The sequence below is a fragment of the Bradyrhizobium sp. JR4.1 genome (assembly GCF_040548605.1).
Taxonomy (GTDB): Bacteria; Pseudomonadota; Alphaproteobacteria; order Rhizobiales; family Xanthobacteraceae; genus Bradyrhizobium; species Bradyrhizobium canariense.
In genome coordinates this window covers 188,870-207,711 of record NZ_JBEPRY010000014.1, presented here as the reverse complement: position 1 = coordinate 207,711, position 18,842 = coordinate 188,870, and the positions used below count along the sequence as shown (strand labels likewise).

Here is an 18,842-nt window from a genome sequence, read left to right as displayed (position 1 = left end):
AAGACACTAGGCTGGAAAACGCCGGCGGAGGCGCTTGACGATCTTCTGTTATGAGTGAAAGTAACTGGTGTTGCGACGACCGTTTGAATCCGCCCTCGCCTTCCTGATCTCACTGGTGAAGAATATCGCGCCGAAGGACTCGATCGAGGCCATGCTCGCGGTGCAGATGGTGTCCGTTCACGCCGCAGCGATGCGCTCCGCCTGCCGCCTCGCCCTCACCGATGACATCCCGCAGCAGGAGAGCCTCACACGCGCGCTGACCCGGCTGGCCCGCACCTTCGCAAGCCAGATCGAGGCACTGAGCCGCCACCGCAACAACGGCGAGCGCGCGATCACGGTCCGGAATTTGTCGGTGCAGGACGGCGGCAGGGCGATCGTAGGCAACGTCACGCAACACGCCAGCATGATCGTCGCGGAGCCGAACGTTGACGTAGAGGACGGCGCCATCGCATGAGCAGCGATCACGTTCGCAACACCAGCCCGATGCAAGCGAGCCGCCGCTGCGGCGCAAGGGCTCGTAGTGGTACCCCCTGTTGCGCGCCGGCGGTGCGCGGCAAGAGTCGATGTCGCATGCATGGCGGCGCCGCAAGGACAGGCGCGCCGCCCGGCAACCGCAATGCGCGGAAGCATGGGATGTTCACGGGGGAAGCGGTCGCGGAGCGGAACAACGTTCGGACGCTGCTGGATCAGGCAGGCGAACTGCTTCGCGAACTAAGCCGCCAGTCCGTCGGCGGAATGACAGCGAACGGCTGTTGCGCGTAGCGTCGATCGCGACCGTGGATATCCGGAGGTCACGGCGACCATCGATCGTGCTCCTCGCGGTAGGCATGCTCGTTGAGACGGTCGGCGATCTCCTCCGCCACCGGCTCGCTTTCGGCGTCCGCAAGCGGTTCGCCCTTGTTGGTCTTGACGGTCGTCTTGCTGGTCTCAACCGGGAAGTCATCTGGATGGATCGCGGGCTTTTTCATGGCTCGTCCTTCGGTGGCGGTTCGTCAACCAATTCAAACATCGGCTCGAGATCGTCTCTCGCCTGCCTCAAGACGCTGGCCGCGCGCTGCACATCGGCGCCGCCGCTGTCGACGAGATTCGCGTGCCAAGTCCTTCCCACGCCGGTGATCTCAACCGGCGTGATCGCGATCTCCTTCACGAGCTCGCAGTCTGGATGCGCATGGACAATGGCAAGCACCCCGGCCGTGAGGTCTCGAACGGTGATCGCGGTTCTGGACATCGACGTATTTGCTCTCCGGTCAATCGCTGCAGCAAGCCTGGCTCTCGGCAGGATCCGCCCGGCTCAATCCGACGCCGTCCTTGCCGAATCCGCGCGACTGGTACGGGTTCCTTCGCCGGTATCCAGACGATAAAGCGCAGCAGCACCGCCAGCGAGGATGAGCACGATGATCAGGATCGCAATTGCGTTCGTTCGCCTCAAGGCTGCCTCCTTCAATCGTGGTGCTGCTCCTCAATCGAGCACGCTGGCGCCGGGTTCCGTGAAGTTTCCATGACTTGCGGCGCCCCTAATCGCCAGCCGCTTTGAAATGCTCGCAGCATCGGAACTTCCCGCGGGTGCGCCACTTTGAATGGGCAACGGAAAGATCCAGCCATGAATGCAGAAACGGAACTGAAATTCCGGATTTCACCGCACAAACTGTCGTCGATTTTGCGGAGCGGCGCTGCGGGCCAGCGCCGCGACAAATCCGAGCAGACGCTGGTGTCGACCTACTACGATACGAACAGGCACAAGCTGAGGCGCCACGGCCTAACGCTACGCGTTCGCAAGATCGAGGACCGCTACGTGCAAACCGTCAAAGCAGGCAGCGCGGGCGGCATAAGGCGCGGAGAATGGGAGCACGAGGTCTCCGGCGCAAATCCCGATCTTGCCAAGACCAGCCATACACCGCTCCGGCGCCTTGCTACGGGGAAACTTCCCCGCAAGCTGAAGCCGGTATTCCAGACCGACATCCGTCGGATGGCGCAGGCCCGCCGCGTACGAAAGAGCCAGATCGAACTCGCCGTCGACCGGGGCCGCATCAGCGCCGGGCGGCGGTCACGGCCCGTTGCCGAACTGGAGCTGGAACTCAAATCCGGACATGTCGCGGACCTGTTCCGCCTCGCGCGCCATCTCGAACGCCGAACGGGGGCCGAGCTTGATCTGCGCTCCAAGGCCGAGCGCGGTTACCAGCTCGTCGCGAACAGCGGCGGCGGCGCGCAACATGCCGAGGCGATCGAGCTCATTCCCGAGCAATCGCCGCACGAGGCATTCCGCGTGATCGCGCATTCGACGCTGCGTCACATCACGGCGAACGCCGATCCGGTGCGTGACCTCGATGCCGAGGGCGTTCATCAGATGCGCGTCGGGCTGCGGCGCCTGCGCGCGGCGATTTCGCTGTTCGGCGACATCCTGCCGCGAGCAAGCACGGCGCGGATCAAGGCCGAGCTGAAATGGCTCACCGACGAACTGGCGCCTGCGCGTGAAATCGACGTGTTTCTGAAGGAGAGCATACAGCCGATCACCAGGCACGGCGTCCCGGCACGCGGCGCACGGGCGATCCGCGAGAGGTTCTCAAGGCAAAGGATGGCGGCTTTCAAGCGCGCCCGCGACGCGGTCGCGGCGGCGCGTTACCGCCGCCTGCTGATCGATACGATCGAGTGGATCGAAGCCGGACGGCCTCGCGTCGATGACGACCGCTCGATCGCCGCCTACGCCGCGGAGGTGCTGGATCGGCGCATCAGGAAGGCGCGAAAGCAAGGCAAGCGACTGAATGATCTCGATCCGGTGCAACGCCACAAGCTGCGGATCAAGATCAAGAAGATTCGCTATGCAACCGACTTCTTCAGCAGCCTTTACGGCGATCGCGGCCAGAGGGAGCTTGCAGCTCTTTCCGGCCGGCTGAAGCAGATTCAATCGGCCCTGGGATCGCTGAACGACTTCATGACACACCGCAAACTGGCGACCGAGGCTGCGCTGGCGGCGCCGCCTGCACACCGCCGCGCCCAGGCTTTCACATCGGGGGTCATCGTCGGCCAGGAACGCGAGGCCGCCGATGGCCTGATGAAGGACGCGGCAAGGGAGCTGCACCGGTTGCGCCGGCTGCGCGCCGTGCCCAGCGGCTGAGCTGAGGCTCCCATGGATTTCCTGATCCGCCGGGATCATCGCTGACAGACTGACCGCCGAGCAATCCCCATGTCCGATCTCGCACTCAACGATGCACGTCCGGCCGCGCAAGCCGCCGCCAAACCCGACCTCCACAAGAAACCCCATGTCAGCATGGTGGCGGTCTTCCTGCTCTTCCTCGTCAGCGGCATCGGCTATGCCGCCTACGGCATCTTCACCGATACGCAAAGCGTCGGCGAGCCACTCGCGATCAGTGCGCTGCTGCTGCTGGGCGTCGCCCTCATGATCGCACTCGGCTTCGAATTCGTGAACGGCTTCCATGACACCGCCAATGCAGTCGCGACCGTCATCTACACCCACAGCCTGCCGCCGCTGACCGCGGTGATCTGGTCGGGCGTGTTCAACTTTCTCGGCGTGCTCGTTTCCACCGGCGCGGTGGCCTACAGCGTGATCACGCTGTTGCCGGTCGACCTGATCCTCCAGGTCGGCAGCGCCGCCGGCTACGCCATGATCTTCGCCCTGCTGATCGCGGCAATCATCTGGAATCTCGCGACCTGGTCGATGGGCATCCCGAACAGCTCGTCGCACTGTCTGATCGGATCGATCATGGGCGTCGGGCTTACCAACGAGCTTCTCGCCCCCGCCGGGCAGGCCACGTCGGGGGTCGACTGGACCCAGGCCATGAGCGTGGGCAAGGCGCTGCTGTTCAGTCCGGTGGTCGGCTTCGCGTTGTCGGCCTTGCTGCTGCTGTTGCTGAAGGCCGTCGTTCCCGTGCCGAAGCTGTACCAGGAGCCGAAGGGCAAGACGCCGTGGTGGATCCGCGGCATCCTGATCCTGACCTGCACCGGCGTGTCCTTTGCGCATGGCGGCAATGACGGGCAGAAGGGCATGGGCCTCATCATGCTGATCCTGATCGGCGTGGCGCCGACCGCCTACGCTCTGAACCGGACCATGCCGGATTCGAGCACGCCGGCGTTCGTCGACATCACCAGCAAGGCGAAGTGGGTGTTCGCGGCGCATGCACAAGGCGCTCAGCAGGTCAGTCCGAACGATGCACGCGGCCTGATCGGGACCGCGCTCAAGACCCGGAACCTGAACCGGCCGGACGTGTTCGCAGCGCTCGCAAGCCTGTCCGACGAGGTCGCCAATGGCGTGAAGAGCTACGGATCGATCAGCCGGGTTCCGGCGGCGGCGACGGCCAATATGCGCAACGACATGTACCTGGCGGCCGACGCCATCCGTCTGCTGCCCGAGGCGGGCGCCAAGCTCGAGCCGGGCGATGCCGCGATCCTGAAGAACTATCGCACCAGCCTGGAAGACGGCACGCGCTTCATTCCCACCTGGGTCAAGGTCTCGGTCGCGATCGCGCTTGGCCTCGGCACCATGGTCGGCTGGCGGCGGATCGTCGTGACGGTCGGTGAGCGCATCGGCAAGCAGCACCTGACCTACGCGCAAGGTGCTTCGGCCGAGCTGGTGGCCGCCGGCACCATCCTCGGCGCTGAGTTTTACGGCATGCCGGTGTCGACCACGCATATCTTGTCCAGCGGCGTCGCCGGCACCATGGCGGCCAACGGCTCGGGGCTGCAGACGGGCACGATCAGGAACATCGTGTTGGCATGGGTTCTGACATTGCCCGCGGCCATGCTGATCGCCGGCCTGCTGTATATGATGTTCCACGCCGTGATCTGACCGTTCGCCATCTGCAACGATGGTCTGTCGGCGCGCCACTTGCGCACGGGCCGCCCGATCGTGTAACGCCACCGAAAAGCTGATCGGGACGGGACGCTGATGGGGACCGCGCCACCAACGACGCGGGCGGTGCCCGCGCGCTGATCCTTGCGTTGCTCGCATTGGAGCGAGATCAAAATAGCTGTCTTCTCACCCGCCGTGCACGGCAAGTCTCGCTGGCGCATGCACGGCGGCGCACGGAGATCAGGCGCGCCGAAAGGAAATCAGAATGCGCAAACGCACGGCGCATTCACGCGTGATACGGCCGCTGAACGAAGGCAGCTTCACGAGGTGCTGGATGATGCGTTGAAGCTACTTGGGGAGCTGTCGCGAGTTGCCGAATAGATTCTCAAGCCAGCGTAGATCGCAATTGTTGTTGACGAGGACGCTTGCAGAGACCCGCAACAGATGCCCTGCAGACTTGCACCGTGGGTCATTTTCTTAAAGTCCCTGAGGGCTTTGCTCGGCTACGCCGTCACGAGCGGACAAGCTCGGCGCCAGCCTGGAGATCGGCTAAGGGTTGAAAATCAGCAGTGGGCGCCAAGCAAATACTGTTGGTCCACGCCTGGGCGCGGGCTAACGCTGCGCTGGCGCGCCAGAAAGCCCTTGACGCAACAGAACACCATGGATTTGGATCGGTCGGAGGGCCTTGATTAGTCGATGGACGGAGCCGACCCTTGGGATTTTTGCTGAGAATTATGCTCGCAACCGCTTTCGTGAACCTTGCTCCAGCCGTTGTACAAGCGAAGAAAGCCGTCGCTTCTCCTGCCTTGCAGAAGGAATTCGATGCCTTCATCGAGAGGTTTCGCGCGGCGCTGAGGACAAACGATTCCGCCGCCGTCGCCGGTATGACACGATTGCCGTTCATGAACGACAGCGCAATTCGTGACGCCGCGCAATTTCGCGCCAAGACCTATCCGACCTCGTTCACGGCGAAAAACCGCGCGTGTATCCAGCGCGGCAAGGCCGTCTACGACCGCGATCAAGAGAACAACGACACTTACTTCGTCTTCTGCGGCGAGGTCATCTTCGTCTTTACCAAGACGCCGGCGGGGTTCCTTTTTACCGATGTCGGCGCGAATGACTGATCAGGCAACAATGTAAAGTGCATCCGCGCGACCAGCGACGGAAGGCCCGCTCGCCCGCGGGTGCGGCAACTCCTGCTAACCACTCAACGGACATTCACTGGTGCCTGCGCCCGCTCGGCGTCGGCGGTCGCGGTGCCCATGTATTTCGATTGGAAATGAGCAACCCGCTCGCGCCACATTCCGACGAACGCCTCCGACGTCAGCTTCTCCACGGATTTCCACGCCTCTTTGACGGCCGGAAGCGTATTGCCCCAGATCGCGCGCCTGCACCATTTTTCGCCCTTCTCCCTGCCTTCGCCAGTGGCGCACATCGATTTCCAGGCGATGCGATTGGGTTGACTGAGGTGCTCCGCGGCGCCTTCCCAGCCCTGCTGATGGATCAGGTAAAGATCGTTCAAGTCCGGCTTCCTGTGCGTCACCCACTGGAATAGAATGCCTTCCGTGATGACCTTGTAGGCTGCCGCAACGGCATTATCGCGGGGACTAAGAATGTCTCCGGAGCCGAATTTTCTGAACTCGTATTTGCTCAGCTGGAACAGCCCGATATATGACCCGGTGCGCTGCTTGGGATCGAAACCGGACTCGACCTTGGCCACGGCCTTCATGAAAGTGAAATCCAGACCGAAAGCGTCGGACGCGCGCTTGATCTCTTCCACCGGCGTTCCGACCGGGATGTCCTTGAACGAACGCAAGACGATCGCCGCCGGCTTCTCGGCAGGCGGCAGTTCGGACCAGACATAACAAATGAGATACCGGAAATCCTGCGGCCCCGTGCTGGAGGCACCGCCGGATGCACCGCACGTGGTCGGCGCCGGCTGGACGACATCGTGGTGGCCCAAGTCCACCGAGTCCTGCGCAGGCGGTAAATCGGCCGACAGCGTTTGCGACGGATCGGGCAACGCGGCCACGACGATTGATTCCGATTTATCCGAGGCCGCCGTCGTGTCGGTGGCCGTCACCGCCGCGGGCTCAGCGGCCGTCGCCACTTCGGCGCTAGCGACAGCGGCGTTCGCGGGTCCGGTGTTGCCCATTGCGATTGCCTGCGGTTCATCCGCGAGCATCGCGGTGGCGGCGAGAGATGCTGCGCGGTCCTGGATGGTCACTGCGCGGCCGTTCTCGGAGCCGGCCGGACCGAAGCCGGCCAGCCAGCCAACGATCCACCCCGCGAGAACGACCGTTCCGCAAAACGTCGGCGCCACCATCGTAAGTCGCCGCGGGTTCATGATGCCGTCGCCCCCATAGGCTCCACCGGAGCCGTGTAGAAAAGCCAAGCATGCGAAGAGGCTCATTCTTGGGATCAATGTGGGTCGCGCAATGGCGCAAACGGCCGCTCGTCAATTTTTCCGAAACGTGTTGCCCGATTGCAACGCGTCGATCGCAAGCAATCGCGCCCGTCTCAGCGGCAACTCCCACGGTAATTGTGAGTACGGTCCAATTTTCGACCCACTGCGACCAGATTTGGAGGAGAGGCTTGGTGCGCTGTCAGGATGACGCATCAGGCTTCGGCTTCGCGCATCGTCTCGAAACGATGGAATCGCGCCTACGGGACCGGGCGATGCTCGTTAAGGAATTACCAGCAATGCAGCGCGCGATAACAACCGCTGTACTCGCCATTTTCATGCTCCCTGCGGGGATCGCACACGCTCAATTTCTGTTTGGACCCCAACACACGTTCTGGCGAAGCCAATACGCTCCGTACAAAGACAAGCACCACCACCGGCAGACAAACTCTGAAACGGCCAAGAGCGTTCGGCCCGAGCCCCTTCCGAAGGGCCCGCTCCAGATCATCATCTCGCTCGCAGACCAACGGGTCTCGCTTTTTGACAACGGGGCCCTGATTGCACGCTCTTCGGTGTCCACGGGAATGGAGGGGCATCCGACTCCCCTCGGCGTGTTCAGCGTCATTAGCAAAGAACGATGGCACCGTTCAAATATTTATAGCGCCGCCCCCATGCCCTACATGCAACGCATCACCTGGTCAGGGATAGCGTTGCACGCCGGTGTCGTGCCCGGGCATCCAGCGTCACACGGCTGCATCCGTTTGAAAAATGATTTTGCCGTTCGACTCTGGCATCTCACGAAGCGCGGCACGCGCGTGATCATTGCGCATGGTGATGTCCAGCCGGTCGAGATAACCAATCCGCATCTTTTTCAACCGAAAGCCGCGTCCGGTTCGTCCGAATTCCAGAGTGCCACCGTCGCAACCAAGAGCATCGGTGCAGCCGCGGCAACGCAGGGATCACTGGTGTCAAGCGCCGAGACTCCAGAAGCCGCCAGTCTCCAGGAGCCGGGCTCGGCTCCCGCTGCAAGCGTGCCTAAAAAGATCGTCCCGATCTCCATCTTCGTCAGTCGTAAGTTGAGCAAGCTGTTCGTGCGTCAGGGCTTCACGCCGTTGTTTGATGTCCCGGTCAAGATCGAAAATCCGGAGGAGCCGCTGGGAACGCACGTGTTTACCGCAATGGAATTCCAGAACGAGGGAACGGCTATTCGCTGGAGCGTCGTGTCGATTCCAGAGGAATTGCCCCGTATGTCCGAAGCTGCCACGAAACGGCGAGAAGCGCCCGCGAAGCAAACCGCGCCGGAACCGTTACCCGACAAAGCCAACGCGGCGCTCAACCGCATCGAAATGCCCCAGGATACGGTTGAGAAGATCTCTGAACTCCTGACGCCGGCCTCTTCGTTGATTGTTTCCGACAACGGAATTAGCCAGGAGACGGGAAAAGACACGGATTTCATCGTGGTAACGCATTGACGCGGCGGCGCACCCCACCAACACACGATGTCGCTGCGCAAGCCGGTGGAATTGTCCGATCGCAATTCTGGTGCAACTTGATGTCCGCACCTGAGCCAAGCGGCGCGAGGTCGGCTAAGGGTCACAAGCGGTCATGGACCGGCTGCGCGGGACAGGTCAGCTATGGGCCATAAGCGGACCTCTACAAGCCGCTCGTCGTGGCTTTCCAGAACCTATCCATTGCTGAGCAATGCTCTCTGGACTTCGGTCCCAGGAGGCCTACCACCGACCTGAAATCGAACGCCTTTCTGCCATCTGCATGCTGTAGTGATTCAAGAAAGCCGGTTGATAAGGCGGCACGTTCTTGAGCAGAGCCGTCTTCGAGTGCTTGTTCGCAGAGTTCAAAGATGGATCGTACTGTGCTTTTTGGCAGTCGATTGAAATGCTCGACAAAAGCCTCCGCCAATCCGGTACCCACGAGGGTTACGGGCACCACTTCGGGCGACCACTGGGCCTTCAGTTTAGCGAGCACCTCTCTCAATTGAGGTGCAAGATCAGAAATTCCTTCAAGATAGCTCTCATCCCTAGGCATGCGATCAATATGTCGGACACGGATCATGTCGGCAACGGGTCACAAGCTGAACTGGTGCATTGAAAGCCAGGGGCCCGCTTCGTGTCGAAAAGCGGACGTCGGGTGGTTGAGTCTGCGGGTATGATTAGGGACAGGATTTGAACCTGCGACCTCAAGATCATGAGCCTAACGAGAGCGCGGTCGACCCAGCCCCGGTCAAACGCTACATGCCGAGCTAGCACCACGCCACGCAAGCCGGCCAGCGCCACATCCGGCGCCGGCCGTCTCGCGCCCGCTACTGCGTCCGGTCCGAGGTCCAGCCCTTGTACTCGCCAACATTGTCGCGCGTCACCAGTTTCGACGGCAGCAGCTCGACCGTGGACGCCGGCTTCTGGCCGTTGAGAATGTTGACGCCGACCTGCACGGCGCGGCGGGCCATGAAGAACGGGTCCTGCGAGGCGGAGGCCTGGATCTGCGCCGCCTGCGGATCCTTGAGGGCTGCTTCGATGTCGGGTGCGCCGTCGACCGCGGTGATGATGATGCCGGTGCGCTGCTGCTGGCGCGCGGCAAGGTCGGTGCCGATCGCCTGCGGATCGTTGATGGCGAAGATGGCGTCGATCTTGGCGAAGCGGGTCAGATAGCCCTGCGCCACCGTGAGGCCGCCTTCGCGCGAGCCCTTGCCGTCCTGGTCGTTGGACAGGACCTTGATGCCGGGGTTCTTGCCGAGCACGTTCTTGCAGCCGACGACGCGGTCGATCACCGCGGAGACCTGCGGGCCATTCTCGATGATGACGTCGCCTTTGCCTCCCAGCTTGTCGACGATGTACTGGCAGGAGATCTCGCCGGCCTGGACGTTGTTGGTGGTCACCGTGGCGTCGGCGCCTTCGGCCGCGGTGTCGACGGCAACCACGACGATGCCGGCGGCCTGCGCCTTCTTGATCGCCGGTCCGACCGCCTTGGGATCGCCGGGGTTGAGCAGGATCAGGTCGACGCCGGCGGCGATGAAATTGTCGATCTGGGTGACCTGCTTGCCGAGATCATATTCGAAGCCGACGGTGGTGATCTTGACGTTGGGGTTGGTCTTCTTGGCCTCGAACTCGGCGCCCTTCGACAACGCGACAAAGAACGGATTGCCGAGCGAGCCCAGCGAAACGCCGATCGACTTGAGCTCCTTCGCAAAGGACGGCGCGGAGCTCAGGACGAGCGCCATCGCGGCGCCGGCAAACGAGATCGACTTCAACATTGGCTTCCTCCCTGGTCCGTTTGAAGCTCCGGCACGGCGACCAGTTGCCGTGACGAAATGAACATGACGGCGCAGCGCCCGCTGCATTTTTTCCGCGCTCACGTGCGGGCCGAGCCCTGCAACCGATAGCGGTCCAGCGCCACCGCGCCGATGATCACCAGGCCCTTGATCACATATTGCCAGACGTCGGACACGCCGATCAGGATCAGGCCGTTCGACAACACGGCGATGATCAGCGCGCCGACCAGCGTTCCCCAGATCGAACCGATGCCGCCGACGAAGGAGGTGCCGCCCAGGATCACGGCGGTGATGGCGTCGAGCTCGTAGGACTGGCCGAGCTGCAGGCCATTGGCGGCGTAGAGCCGCGCCGCCTGCATCGCGCCGCCGAGGCCCGCGAGCAGGCCGGACACGCCATAGACGAAGATCAGCACGGCCCAGACCTTGATGCCGGCGAGCCGCGCGGCGCTCTCGTTGCCGCCGACCGCGTAGATATGGACCCCGAGCACGGTGCGCTTGAGCACCAGCCACGACACCAGGATGACCAGCAACGCGATCACCCAGAGCCAGGGAATCGACACGACGCCCGGAATGAGCGTCAAAGCGCCGTTGCCGATGAAAGCATAGGGGATCGACGGATTGAACACCGTGGTGTCGGCGCCGAGCAGCCGCGCCGCGCCGCGCACGGCGGTCAACGACCCCAGCGTGACGATGAAGGGCGGCAGGCGCAACAGCGCGATCAAGCCGCCATTGAGAATGCCGAAGACGGCGCCGGTGAGCACCGCGGCCGGCAACCACAGCACCCCGAGATCGGGGAATTTGGAGATGATCAGCCCCGCCATCGCCGACGCCGCCAGGATGGAGCCGACCGACAGGTCGATGCCGCCGGTGAGGATGACGAAGGTCATGCCTGCGGCCAGTACCGTATTGACCGCGGACTGCTGCACCACGATGCCGATGTTCTGGCCGGTGAAGAAGCGGCCGTCCGACAGCACGTGAAAACCGATGCACAGCAGCAGCAGCACCGGCAGCATGCCGACCGCGCGAATGATCATCCGCGTCCGCTGCCGCTTCGTCTCCTGCGCGGCGGCAAGACCGGGCGCGACGGGGACGGCTTTGGCGGGGGCGGTGCTGGAGGAAGCGCCGTTCTCAGGCATCGAGCTGCTCCGTTCCGGTGGCGAGGGCCATGATGTCCTCCTGGCTGAGCGGCGATGTCGCGTTGCGCCGGATCTGCCCGGCGATATGTCCCGCACGCATCACGATAACGCGGTCGCAGATGCCGATGATCTCGGGCAGGTCGGACGAGATGACGAGAACCGCGGTGCCCGACTTCGCGAGATTGTCGATGATCGAATAGATCTCGGACTTGGCGCCGACGTCGACGCCGCGCGTCGGCTCGTCGAGGATCAGGATCTTCGGGCCGATCGCGAGCAGCCGCGACAGCAGCACTTTCTGCTGGTTGCCGCCGGAGAGCCCGCCGGCGGGAACACCGACATTGGCAGCACGGATGCCGAGCCCCGCAAACGCGCGTTTGGCGCGGTCGCGGGCCTTGTCGCGATCGAGGATGCCGCCGAATTTCGCATCCCGGCCGAGCACCGCAAGATTGATGTTGTCGAGACAGGACATGTCGAGGAACAGGCCGAGCGCCTTCCTGTCCTCGGTGAGATAGGCAATTCCGGCATCCAGCGCCTCACCGGGCGTGCGGATCGAGACCGTGCGCCCCTCGATCTCGACATGACCGGAGACCATCGGCGCGGCGCCGATGATGAGGTGCGCAAGCTCGGTGCGGCCGGCGCCGACCAGGCCGGCAAGGCCGACGACCTCGCCCGCATGCACCGTCAGCGAACATCCCTTGACGCGCCTGCCGTCGGCGATGTCGACGGCCGCGAGCACGGGAGCTCCCGACCGCGCATCATTCCTGGGATCATGCTCCTTCTTGTAGAAGGAGGAGACGTCGCGACCCACCATCATCCGGACGATGGTGTCGGCGCGGATGTCGCCTTTGTCGAGCGAACCGACCAGCGTGCCGTCACGCAGCACCGTGACGCGGTCGCCGAGCGCATAGACCTCGTCCATGCGATGCGAGATGTAGATGATGGCGAGACCTTCGGCGCGCAGCTGGCGGATCAGCGCGAACAGCCTTTCGCTCTCGCCGGCCGACAGCGCGGTGGTCGGCTCGTCCATGATCAGGATCCTGGAGCGGGCGTGCAGCGCGCGCGCGATCTCGACCAGTTGGCGCTGGCCCATCGAGAGATTGGCGACCTGCGTCTGCGGCGTGAAATCCGCGCCGAGCCGCGCCAGGATCGGACCGACGCCGGCCTGCATCGCCTCGCGCGCCAGCAAGCCGCCGCGGGAGACCTCGCGACCGAGATAGATGTTCTCCGCAACGCTCAGATTGGGGGCGAGCGAGAGTTCCTGATAGATGATCGCGATGCCGGCCGCGCGGCCGCCGAGCGGACCGCTGATCTGCACGGGCTGGCCGTCGATGCGGATTTCGCTGCCCGGGTCCGGCCGGTAGGCACCCGACAGGATCTTCATCAGGGTGGATTTGCCGGCGCCGTTCTCGCCCATCAAAGCGTGGATCTCGCCCGCGTAGACGGTGAGGTCGACGTCGCGCAGCGCCTTGATGCTGAAAAACGATTTAGAGACCCGGCGCATCTCGAGGATGGGCTCGCTCATCACACCTCCCCGATGCGCCGACGGCGGCATCGCAATCTCACCCGCGTCTCGTTGGTCCCTGGCGCGGGTGCAAGCATTAAACAAAAGGTTGTGGCGCAGGGCAATACCTCACGCATGCCGACGAACGGTCCGGCGCTGCTTTTATCTTTTGCAGACGGAACCGATCCCACGCGTGATGCCTTTTCTTCGCCACATCATCGCGTATCGCGATCAGCGCCGCGGCCGGTACAGGCGGCGCCATTGCGGAAGCCGCTCGGCATAGGCCTGCGCAAGCGCGGGCTCAGGCTCGAAGGTCTCGACGCGCCGTGGTGCAGTGCAGACGGCATCAATCGCCTCCCCGGTGACGGCGAGGCGGCCAAGCCGCGCCGCACCAAACGCCGCGCCCGTCTCGCCGTCGGCAAAGCGATGCATGGGGATGTTCAGGACATTGGCCAGCACCGAAAGCCAGAACCGCGACCGCGAGCCGCCGCCGATGACATCCGCCTCCGCGATCGCCAATCCGGTCTCGGCAAGGACGTCCCGGCAATCCGCCAGCGCGAAGGCGACGCCTTCGAGCACGGCTTGCACGATCGCATCACGATCGGTGGCGTGACTGAGCCCGTCGAGCATGCCGCGCACATCCGGATCATCGTGCGGGGTGCGTTCGCCGGAGAGGTACGGCAGGAAGCTGACCTGCGACGGCGCCCGCGGGCGGCACCCGAGCGGCGCCAGCAGGTCGGCCTCGGAGGTCCCGAACAGCCGCGCGATCCAGGCCAGACACGAGGCCGCCGAGAGGATCGCGCCGGCTTGTATCCACCTGTCGGGGACGGCGTGACAGAACGTGTGCACGACCCGCTCCGGGTTGACCGCGATCGTCTCGGTGGGCACCAGCAATGCGCCGGAGGTTCCGAGCGAAATGAAGGCTGCGCCGGGATTGATGGCGCCGATGCCGACGGCTCCCGCCGGATTGTCGCCGGCCCCGCCGGCGAGCATCGGCCGCCCGGTCATGCCCCAGCGCTGCGCCATCTCGCTGCGCAGCCGTGCCGCCGGCGCGCAGCCCTCGACCAGACGCGGCATCTGCCGGCGCGACAGCGCGGTCGCGGCAAGCCCCACATCCGACCAATCGCGGCTGCCAACGTCGAGCCACAGCGAACCCGAGGCGTCCGAGACATCCTCAATCGCCTCGCCCGTCAGCACCAGGCGCAGATAGGCTTTTGGTTGCAGCACGAGTGTTGTCGCCGCGAAGATCTCCGGTTCGTGCCTCGCGACCCACAGCAATTTTGGCGCCGTGAATCCCGGCATCGCCTTGTTGCCTGTCGTCATTCGCAAGGCGGGCCAGCGCCGCTCCAGCTCGGCGCATTCCGCAACGGACCGTCCGTCATTCCAGAGAATGCAGGGCCGCAACGGCATGTGACCGGCGTCGAGCGGCGTCGCGCCGTGCATCTGGCCGGACAGGCCGATGCCCTCGACCGCGGCCAGTTCGCGCGCGTGATCTGCCTTCAGCGCGTCCAGCGTCGCAAATGTGGCCTCGATCCACTGCGCCGGGTCCTGCTCGCAATGGCCGGAACGCGGCGAAGAGACCGTCAGCGACCGGCTGCGGCTCGCCACCACGCGCTGCGCGTCGTCGACCAGAACGGTTTTGACGGCAGAGGTGCCGAGGTCGATGCCGAGATACATGATGTCACTTGCCTTGTGCATCCATGACATTGCGGCCATGGCGTTCCCGATGTTGGCACGCACCCGTCAATCATGTAACCCCACCCGAAACCTTCTCGGGACGCAACGCCCATGACCACCGCCGCCACCAACGACGCGGGAGCCACCCGCGCGCTGATCTTTGCGCTGCTTGCGCTGGCCTGCGGGCACATGCTCTCGACCTTACTGCGCACCATTCCGGCGGTCAGCCTCGATTTGATGGCGGCGGATTTCGGCATCGAACCGCAGGCGCTGGCGAGCCTCACCTCGGTCTACCCGTTCGCGTTTGCGGCCGCGCAGATCCCGGTCGGTGCGGCGATGGACCGCTTTGGCGTGCGGCCGGTGTCGCTGAGCCTGCTTGCGGGAACCGTGGTCGGCGCCATCGCGTCGGGATTCGCGACGGGCCCCGAAAGCTTCGCGGTCGGTCAGGTGCTGCTGGGCGTCGCCACCTCCGGCATGCTGATGTGCCCGATGACATTGGCGGCCAAGCAATTGTCGGCCGCCCGCTTCGGGCTTTGGTCGGGCGCGATCCTCTCGATCGGCAATATCGGCATGCTGTTGTCGTCGAGCCCGCTCGCCTTCGTGGTCGACACCTACGGCTGGCGCGCCGGGTTCTGGATCTCGGCGCTCGGCGGCGTCGCCGTGGCGCTCGCGGTGTTCCTGCTGGTGCCGAACCAGCCGGCCGAGCACAAGGACGAATCCTCGCCGCTGTCGCAGATGATCGAGGTGCTCAGGCTCGGACTGTCGCGGCCCTTGCGCGGCCTGATCGCGCTGGCGCTGGTGTCGCTTGCGACCTCGCTGGTGCTGCGCGGCCTCTGGGGCGGACCGTGGCTGATGCAGGTCAAGGGATTGTCGCGGGTCGAGGCCGGCAACCAGCTCGGCGCGTTTACGCTGGCGATGATCGCAGGTCCGCTTCTCATCGGCATGATCGACCGCAGGATCGGCCGCCGCCGCGCGCTGGTGGCGGGGACGCACCTGGCCGGCGCATTGCTGCTGGCGCTGATGGCGTTAGGGGCGCCGCACTATGCCGTCTCGATACTGCTCGGCCTTCCCGTGATGCCGCCGGAATACGACCTCGTACTGTTCGTGCTCATTGGCTTGGCGACCTCGGCGCAGCCGCTGCTGTTCGGCATGTCGCGGCAGCTGGTCGACGCCCAGGTTGCAGGCAAGGCGCTCGCGGCGATCAACCTCGCCTTCTTCCTCGGCGCGGCGCTGATGCAGTCGATCACCGGCGCGGTGGCGGCGTTCGCGGGACTGCCGGCGGTGCTGTTGTTCATGGCAGCCATGCTTCTGTTCGGTACGCTCATCTTTCTGGCCTATACGCGGACCGTCCAAAACCGGTAGGCTCGGAGTTCCTGGTCTTCATTCTGGAGGGACGAATGGACGTGCAGCGGATCGCCGCTTTTTCGCAAGGAGAGAACGGGGGCAACCCTGCCGGGGTCGTACTCTGCGACGCGCTGCCTCCGGCCGACCGGATGCTGGCGATCGCGGCGGAGGTCGGGTATTCGGAGACGGTCTTCGCCGCGCCAAACCAGGATGGCTGGCGGGTGCGCTACTTCGCCCCCGAGATCGAGGTGCCGTTCTGCGGCCATGCAACGATCGCGCTCGGGGCCGCGCTTGCCCTTGCCCATGGCGAAGGCACCTTCGCGCTCCAGCTCAACGACACAGCGATCACGGTGACAGGCTGGCGGAAGCAGTCCGCACTGATGGCGGCGCTGCAATCGCCGCGCACGCGCAGCGCGCAGGCGCCCGACGCACTGGTCGCAGCCGCGCTGGGTTTGTTTTCGTACAGCGTTGCCGATCTCGACCCGCGCCTGCCTCCCGCGATCGCCGAGGCCGGCGCCCGGCATCTCGTCCTGGCCTTGGCGAGCCGGCAGAAGTTGGCCGCGATGCATTATGACCTGGAGCAAGGGCGGCAGCTGATGACAGCAGCCGGCCTCGTCACCATCAGCCTCGTCCATGCCGAGACCGACACGCTGTTCCACGCCCGCAATCCATTCGCAGCCGGCGGAGTCTACGAGGATGCCGCGACAGGCGCCGCGGCCGCGGCCCTCGCCGGATATCTGCGGGACCTTGGCTGGCCTCATGGCGGCACGATTGATATCGTTCAGGGCGAGGACATGGGTGTGCCGTCGCGGCTGCGCGCCGAGATCAGCGCCGAACCCGGCGCGAGCATCCGGGTCTCCGGCGCGGCCCGGCAGATGTAGCCGGCGAAGTCCCGGCCGGAGGATGTCAATTCGCAGACATCCGGTGCGGAAGGCGTGCTGATGTCGTAGATGCAGATGCGGGAAATCGTTTTGATCAGGAAAAGCGTCATGTCCGGCTATCCTTTTGAGGACAGCTATGGCTATGCGCGTGCCGTCCGTGTCGGGGACCATGTCTTCGTCTCCGGAACGACGGCTCGTCCTCCGGCACTCGAAGGGGATGCGTACATACAGATGCTGGGCGCAATCGCGATAGTCGCCGAGGCGCTTGCAGATGCTGGCGCGGAGCTGCGGCACGTGGTGAGAACAGTCGTCTACGTTCTCGATATGGCGGACACACACCAAGTCGCCCGCGCGCATAGCGAAACATTCGGGGCGACGCGTCCGGCAAGCACGCTCGTTCAGGTAGCCGCTTTAACCCCCGCCCGGGCTCGTGTCGAAATAGAGGCGACGGCCATCGTGCACGACTGATCGGACGGGAACAGCGGTTGGTTCTGGGACCATGCGCGCACAGCAACGCGGCGCCACAGTTCATGCGTTGAGGCCGCCTTGCGAAACAAGCTGCCGCAGGGGATGCTGGCAGGCACCGTGCATCAAAGGGACATCTCATGCCTGTCGACACCAAAGCCGCCACCGAACGCCTCATGCGCTTTCTCGCCGTCGAGGGCGTCACCGGACAGGAGGCGGCGATCGGGCATGAGCTCACGGCCGCGCTGAAGGAGAGCGGCGTGCCGGCGAAGGCGATCCGGCTCGACGACGCCAATACGCGCATTCCGGTGCCGACCGAGACCGGCAACCTCATCGTCGACCTGCCCGGCCGCGGCGCGCTGCACAACCAGCCGCGCGTCATGTTCATGACCCACATGGACACCGTGCCGCTGTGCGCCGGCGCCAAGCCGAAGAAGTCGGGTCGCAAGATCGTCAACGAGGCCAAGACCGCACTCGGCGGCGACAATCGCTGCGGCTGCGGCGTGCTGGTGACGCTGGCGGCCGAGCTCGAGAAGCAGCAGCTCGATCATCCGCCGATCACGTTGCTGTTCTGCGTGCGCGAGGAGAGCGGGCTCTACGGCGCGCGCCACGTCAAGCTCGACGAACTCGGCTCGCCGGTGATGGCGTTCAACTATGACGGCGGCTCGGCCTCCAACGTCGTCATCGGCGCAGTCGGCGCCGACCGCTGGACCGTCGAAATCTTCGGCCGCGCCTCGCATGCCGGCGTCGCGCCGGAGCGCGGCATTTCATCGACCATGATCATGGCCCTCGCGCTCGCCGACGTGAAGGCCGGCGGCTGGTTCGGCAAGGTGGTCAAGCGCAAGCAGCAAGGCACCAGCAATGTCGGCCCCGTCACCGGCGGCGAGGGGCGGCCTGCGGGCGACGCCACCAACGTCGTCACCGACTACGTGCATGTGCGCGGCGAAAGCCGCAGCCATGACGGAAAGTTCTTCAAGGAGATCACGAAAGCCTACAAGGCCGCGTTCGAGAAGGCGGCCAAGAAAGTCACCAACGCGCAAGGCAAATCCGGCAAGGTCAAGTTCAAGGCCGAGACCGATTATTTCCCGTTCCGCATGAAGGACAATTTGCCCGTCGTCAAACGCGCTGTCGAGGCCGTGTCCGCCGTCGGCGGTACCCCGAACGTGCGCACCGCCAATGGCGGCCTCGATGCCAACTGGATGGTCCGCCACGGCGTTCCGACCGTGACCTTCGGCGCCGGCCAGAACGAGGCGCACACGATCGACGAGTGGATCAATCTCGACGAATATGACCGCGCCTGCGCGCTGGCCGTGCAGCTCGCAACGATGCGGTGAGCACGCAGCCTGT

17 protein-coding genes and 1 pseudogene are annotated in these 18,842 nt (G+C 64.5%); 10 read left to right on the top strand and 8 right to left on the bottom strand.

Going from position 1 to position 18,842, the window contains the following annotated elements; genetic code table 11:
* Nucleotides 1-73: 73 nt before the first annotated feature.
* Nucleotides 74-454 (top strand): annotated as a pseudogene (locus ABIB90_RS25715) (hypothetical protein); the annotation flags it as partial.
* Entirely contained in the window at nucleotides 451-762 is a 312-nt protein-coding gene (locus tag ABIB90_RS25710) for an HGGxSTG domain-containing protein (protein ID WP_354201589.1), read from the top strand. The pseudogene ABIB90_RS25715 and the gene ABIB90_RS25710, both read left to right, overlap by 4 nt.
* A 29-nt stretch (nucleotides 763-791) precedes the next feature.
* On the opposite strand, the gene ABIB90_RS25705 is transcribed toward ABIB90_RS25710, so the two are convergent.
* Entirely contained in the window at nucleotides 792-968 is a 177-nt protein-coding gene (locus ABIB90_RS25705) for a hypothetical protein (RefSeq protein ID WP_007594113.1), read from the bottom strand.
* Nucleotides 965-1,228: a hypothetical protein gene (locus ABIB90_RS25700; RefSeq protein ID WP_219685128.1), complete on the bottom strand. Its 264-nt coding sequence runs from the start codon at nucleotides 1,226-1,228 to the stop codon at nucleotides 965-967. The genes ABIB90_RS25705 and ABIB90_RS25700 overlap by 4 nt, the downstream gene beginning before the upstream one ends.
* A gap of 372 nt (nucleotides 1,229-1,600) precedes the next feature.
* Here ABIB90_RS25700 and ABIB90_RS25695 point away from each other — a divergent pair, with 372 nt between their 5' ends.
* The 3 genes from ABIB90_RS25695 (at nucleotide 1,601) to ABIB90_RS25685 (ending at nucleotide 5,928) form a co-directional block, all read left to right on the top strand.
* Nucleotides 1,601-3,112: a CYTH and CHAD domain-containing protein gene (locus tag ABIB90_RS25695; protein WP_354201587.1), complete on the top strand. Its 1,512-nt coding sequence runs from the start codon at nucleotides 1,601-1,603 to the stop codon at nucleotides 3,110-3,112.
* Between the two features lie 69 nt (nucleotides 3,113-3,181).
* A complete protein-coding gene (locus ABIB90_RS25690; protein WP_354201586.1) occupies nucleotides 3,182-4,801 on the top strand; it encodes an inorganic phosphate transporter in 1,620 nt (539 codons plus the stop codon).
* Between the two features lie 716 nt (nucleotides 4,802-5,517).
* On the top strand, nucleotides 5,518-5,928 hold the full coding sequence (locus tag ABIB90_RS25685) for a hypothetical protein (protein WP_007594128.1): 411 nt from the start codon (nucleotides 5,518-5,520) through the stop codon (nucleotides 5,926-5,928).
* A gap of 83 nt (nucleotides 5,929-6,011) precedes the next feature.
* Here ABIB90_RS25685 and ABIB90_RS25680 read toward each other — a convergent pair whose 3' ends face one another.
* Nucleotides 6,012-7,151, bottom strand: coding sequence for a lysozyme family protein (locus ABIB90_RS25680; protein WP_354201585.1), 1,140 nt, complete (start codon nucleotides 7,149-7,151; stop codon nucleotides 6,012-6,014).
* A gap of 251 nt (nucleotides 7,152-7,402) precedes the next feature.
* Between ABIB90_RS25680 and ABIB90_RS25675 the strand changes: the two genes are divergently transcribed.
* Entirely contained in the window at nucleotides 7,403-8,680 is a 1,278-nt protein-coding gene (locus ABIB90_RS25675) for a L,D-transpeptidase (RefSeq protein WP_311985943.1), read from the top strand.
* Nucleotides 8,681-8,861: 181 nt separating this feature from the next.
* Here ABIB90_RS25675 and ABIB90_RS25670 read toward each other — a convergent pair whose 3' ends face one another.
* The 5 genes from ABIB90_RS25670 to xylB form a co-directional block, all read right to left on the bottom strand.
* Entirely contained in the window at nucleotides 8,862-9,278 is a 417-nt protein-coding gene (locus ABIB90_RS25670) for a DUF7674 family protein (RefSeq protein ID WP_354201584.1), read from the bottom strand.
* A gap of 247 nt (nucleotides 9,279-9,525) precedes the next feature.
* Complete coding sequence (locus ABIB90_RS25665) at nucleotides 9,526-10,473, bottom strand: ABC transporter substrate-binding protein (protein ID WP_354161555.1); 948 nt, start codon at nucleotides 10,471-10,473, stop codon at nucleotides 9,526-9,528.
* 98 nt (nucleotides 10,474-10,571) lie between these two features.
* On the bottom strand, nucleotides 10,572-11,627 hold the full coding sequence (locus ABIB90_RS25660; RefSeq protein ID WP_354201583.1) for an ABC transporter permease subunit: 1,056 nt from the start codon (nucleotides 11,625-11,627) through the stop codon (nucleotides 10,572-10,574).
* The gene (locus ABIB90_RS25655; protein ID WP_354161558.1) at nucleotides 11,620-13,149 is read right to left on the bottom strand and encodes a sugar ABC transporter ATP-binding protein; all 1,530 of its coding nucleotides are present in this window, start codon (nucleotides 13,147-13,149) and stop codon (nucleotides 11,620-11,622) included. The genes ABIB90_RS25660 and ABIB90_RS25655 overlap by 8 nt, the downstream gene beginning before the upstream one ends.
* Nucleotides 13,150-13,359: 210 nt before the next feature.
* Nucleotides 13,360-14,805: a xylulokinase gene (gene xylB / locus ABIB90_RS25650; protein ID WP_354201595.1), complete on the bottom strand. Its 1,446-nt coding sequence runs from the start codon at nucleotides 14,803-14,805 to the stop codon at nucleotides 13,360-13,362.
* Nucleotides 14,806-14,916: 111 nt separating this feature from the next.
* On the opposite strand from xylB, the gene ABIB90_RS25645 reads away from it, so the two are divergent.
* The 4 genes from ABIB90_RS25645 to ABIB90_RS25630 all read left to right on the top strand — a co-directional run bounded on the left by ABIB90_RS25645 (nucleotide 14,917) and on the right by ABIB90_RS25630 (nucleotide 18,829).
* Nucleotides 14,917-16,167: an MFS transporter gene (locus ABIB90_RS25645; RefSeq protein WP_354201582.1), complete on the top strand. Its 1,251-nt coding sequence runs from the start codon at nucleotides 14,917-14,919 to the stop codon at nucleotides 16,165-16,167.
* Nucleotides 16,168-16,202: 35 nt separating this feature from the next.
* Nucleotides 16,203-17,030 (top strand): PhzF family phenazine biosynthesis protein, encoded by an 828-nt coding sequence (locus ABIB90_RS25640; RefSeq protein ID WP_219685137.1) that lies wholly within the window; start codon nucleotides 16,203-16,205, stop codon nucleotides 17,028-17,030.
* A 69-nt stretch (nucleotides 17,031-17,099) separates the two neighbouring features.
* Nucleotides 17,100-17,498, top strand: coding sequence for a Rid family hydrolase (locus ABIB90_RS25635; protein WP_354161567.1), 399 nt, complete (start codon nucleotides 17,100-17,102; stop codon nucleotides 17,496-17,498).
* Between the two features lie 137 nt (nucleotides 17,499-17,635).
* Complete coding sequence (locus ABIB90_RS25630) at nucleotides 17,636-18,829, top strand: M20/M25/M40 family metallo-hydrolase (RefSeq protein WP_354161570.1); 1,194 nt, start codon at nucleotides 17,636-17,638, stop codon at nucleotides 18,827-18,829.
* Nucleotides 18,830-18,842: the final 13 nt, after the last annotated feature.

Bases quoted from the DNA above. Each gene is read 5' to 3' on its own strand.
- ABIB90_RS25695 (WP_354201587.1), top strand. From the start codon at position 1,601: ATGAATGCAGAAACGGAACTGAAATTCCGGATTTCACCGCACAAACTG.
- ABIB90_RS25690 (WP_354201586.1), top strand. From the start codon at position 3,182: ATGTCCGATCTCGCACTCAACGATGCACGTCCGGCCGCGCAAGCCGCC.
- ABIB90_RS25655 (WP_354161558.1), bottom strand. From the start codon at position 13,149: ATGAGCGAGCCCATCCTCGAGATGCGCCGGGTCTCTAAATCGTTTTTC.
- ABIB90_RS25635 (WP_354161567.1), top strand. From the start codon at position 17,100: ATGCAGATGCGGGAAATCGTTTTGATCAGGAAAAGCGTCATGTCCGGC.
- ABIB90_RS25660 (WP_354201583.1), bottom strand. From the start codon at position 11,627: ATGCCTGAGAACGGCGCTTCCTCCAGCACCGCCCCCGCCAAAGCCGTC.
- ABIB90_RS25645 (WP_354201582.1), top strand. From the start codon at position 14,917: ATGACCACCGCCGCCACCAACGACGCGGGAGCCACCCGCGCGCTGATC.
- xylB (WP_354201595.1), bottom strand. From the start codon at position 14,805: ATGTATCTCGGCATCGACCTCGGCACCTCTGCCGTCAAAACCGTTCTG.
- ABIB90_RS25680 (WP_354201585.1), bottom strand. From the start codon at position 7,151: ATGAACCCGCGGCGACTTACGATGGTGGCGCCGACGTTTTGCGGAACG.
- ABIB90_RS25630 (WP_354161570.1), top strand. From the start codon at position 17,636: ATGCCTGTCGACACCAAAGCCGCCACCGAACGCCTCATGCGCTTTCTC.
- ABIB90_RS25670 (WP_354201584.1), bottom strand. From the start codon at position 9,278: ATGATCCGTGTCCGACATATTGATCGCATGCCTAGGGATGAGAGCTAT.
- ABIB90_RS25710 (WP_354201589.1), top strand. From the start codon at position 451: ATGAGCAGCGATCACGTTCGCAACACCAGCCCGATGCAAGCGAGCCGC.
- ABIB90_RS25665 (WP_354161555.1), bottom strand. From the start codon at position 10,473: ATGTTGAAGTCGATCTCGTTTGCCGGCGCCGCGATGGCGCTCGTCCTG.
- ABIB90_RS25700 (WP_219685128.1), bottom strand. From the start codon at position 1,228: ATGTCCAGAACCGCGATCACCGTTCGAGACCTCACGGCCGGGGTGCTT.
- ABIB90_RS25705 (WP_007594113.1), bottom strand. From the start codon at position 968: ATGAAAAAGCCCGCGATCCATCCAGATGACTTCCCGGTTGAGACCAGC.
- ABIB90_RS25640 (WP_219685137.1), top strand. From the start codon at position 16,203: ATGGACGTGCAGCGGATCGCCGCTTTTTCGCAAGGAGAGAACGGGGGC.